Here is a 1,470-nt window from a genome sequence, read left to right on the forward strand (position 1 = left end):
TCCCTCGGCGCCGGGCTCCGGGGCGGCGCCGGTCAGCGCGGCGAACGCGGCCTCGTGGGCGCGGCGGCGCTCCAGGTCGGCCCGGTGGATCCGGCGGGCCACGTCCGCGATGGCGACGCCCGGGGCGACCAGGTCGGTGCGGCTGGCGGCGGAGACGGTCTCCAGCCACTCGGCCGGCACGGCGTCGCGGCCCCCGAGCGCCCCGGCGATCGCGCCTCCCATCGAGGCGATGGAGTCGGCGTCGCGGCCGTAGTTCACCCCGCCGAGCACGGTCTCCCGGTAGTCGCCCTTGGCCATGAGCAGGAACGCCAGCGCGAGCGGCAGCTCCTCGATGCTGTGCAGCCGGCTCGGCCGGCGGGCGCCGAGGCCCTGGTCGCGGTAGGTGTCCGCCACCGTGTCGTACGGCCGCATGGCGTCCCGCAGCGCCCCGAACGACCCGTCCCAGTGGCCGAGGCCGCGGGCGGCGGAGCAGACGGCGTCGATGGCGGCCCGGGTGCCGTCCCTGGCCAGCCGCAGGCAGGTCGCGACCACCGAGTCGGCCGTGGCGCCCGGGCGCATCGCCTCGGCCACCGCGGCCGCCAGCACGCCCGCGGCCTCGCGGCCGTAGCTCGACTGGTGCGCCCCGGCGAGGTCGACGGCCTCGGCGTACGCGCCGTCCGGGTCGCCCGCGTTGACGACGCCGACGGGCGCCATGTACATCGCGGCGCCGCAGTTGACGATGTTGCCGACGCCGGCCTCGCGGGGGTCGACGTGGCCGTAGTGCAGCCGCAGCGCCAGCCATTTCTCGGCCAGGAAGACCCGGTGCAGCGGCAGCGCCTCGGCCTCCAGCTCCGGGATCCAGCGCTTGCCGCCCATCATCTCCGGCACGAGGTGGTCGGCCGCCGCGTACGCGTCGAGGTGGCCGCCCACCCGCTCGTACACGCGGATCAGCGCGTGCGTCATCAGCGTGTCGTCGGTGATGTGGCCGTCGCCCTTGTGGTATGGCGCGATCGGCCGGGCGTTGCGCCAGTCCGCGTAGTAGGGCGGGACGACGCCCTCGACGTGCCCCCCGTACCGCTCCTGGATCTGCTCGGGCGTCCACCCCTCGGTGGCGCCGCCCAGCGCGTCGCCCACGGCGGCGCCCGCCACGCATCCCACGGCCCTGTCGGCCAGCGGGTCATCGAGCGGCGTCATGCCCGTCCTCCCCGAAATCGTCCCGTCTCCTGTCTTCCCGATCGGTCGCCCCGGCCGCCCCTGTGGACGATCACGCGAGCGACCCCGCCACGTCAAGCAGGTCGGTCCCGGCCAGCTCCGGCAGGCAGCAGCCGGTCAGCACGCGGGCCGAGGCCCGCCAGCCCTCCGGCAGCGCCTCGTGACCGGCGGCGCAGCCCAGCAGCGCGCCCGTGAGCGCGGGGGCGGAGTCGGCGGCCGAGGCCAGGCAGGCCGCCGCCGACACCCCCGCGCCGAACGCCGCCCCGCCCGGCCCCCACG

At 77.1% G+C, this 1,470-nt stretch carries 1 protein-coding gene and 1 pseudogene; both read right to left on the bottom strand.

Annotation, left to right across the window (positions count from 1 at the left end):
* A partial coding sequence (locus tag MPTA5024_RS27525) for an ADP-ribosylglycohydrolase family protein (RefSeq protein ID WP_063794787.1) occupies positions 1-1,173 on the bottom strand: 1,173 nt, incomplete at its 3' end.
* Between the two features lie 70 nt (positions 1,174-1,243).
* Positions 1,244-1,470: pseudogene (locus MPTA5024_RS27530) on the bottom strand (ADP-ribosylglycohydrolase family protein); the annotation flags it as partial.

Origin of the sequence: Microbispora sp. ATCC PTA-5024, assembly GCF_000511135.2 — a bacterium.
In the GTDB taxonomy this organism is placed as follows: domain Bacteria; phylum Actinomycetota; class Actinomycetes; order Streptosporangiales; family Streptosporangiaceae; genus Microbispora; species Microbispora corallina.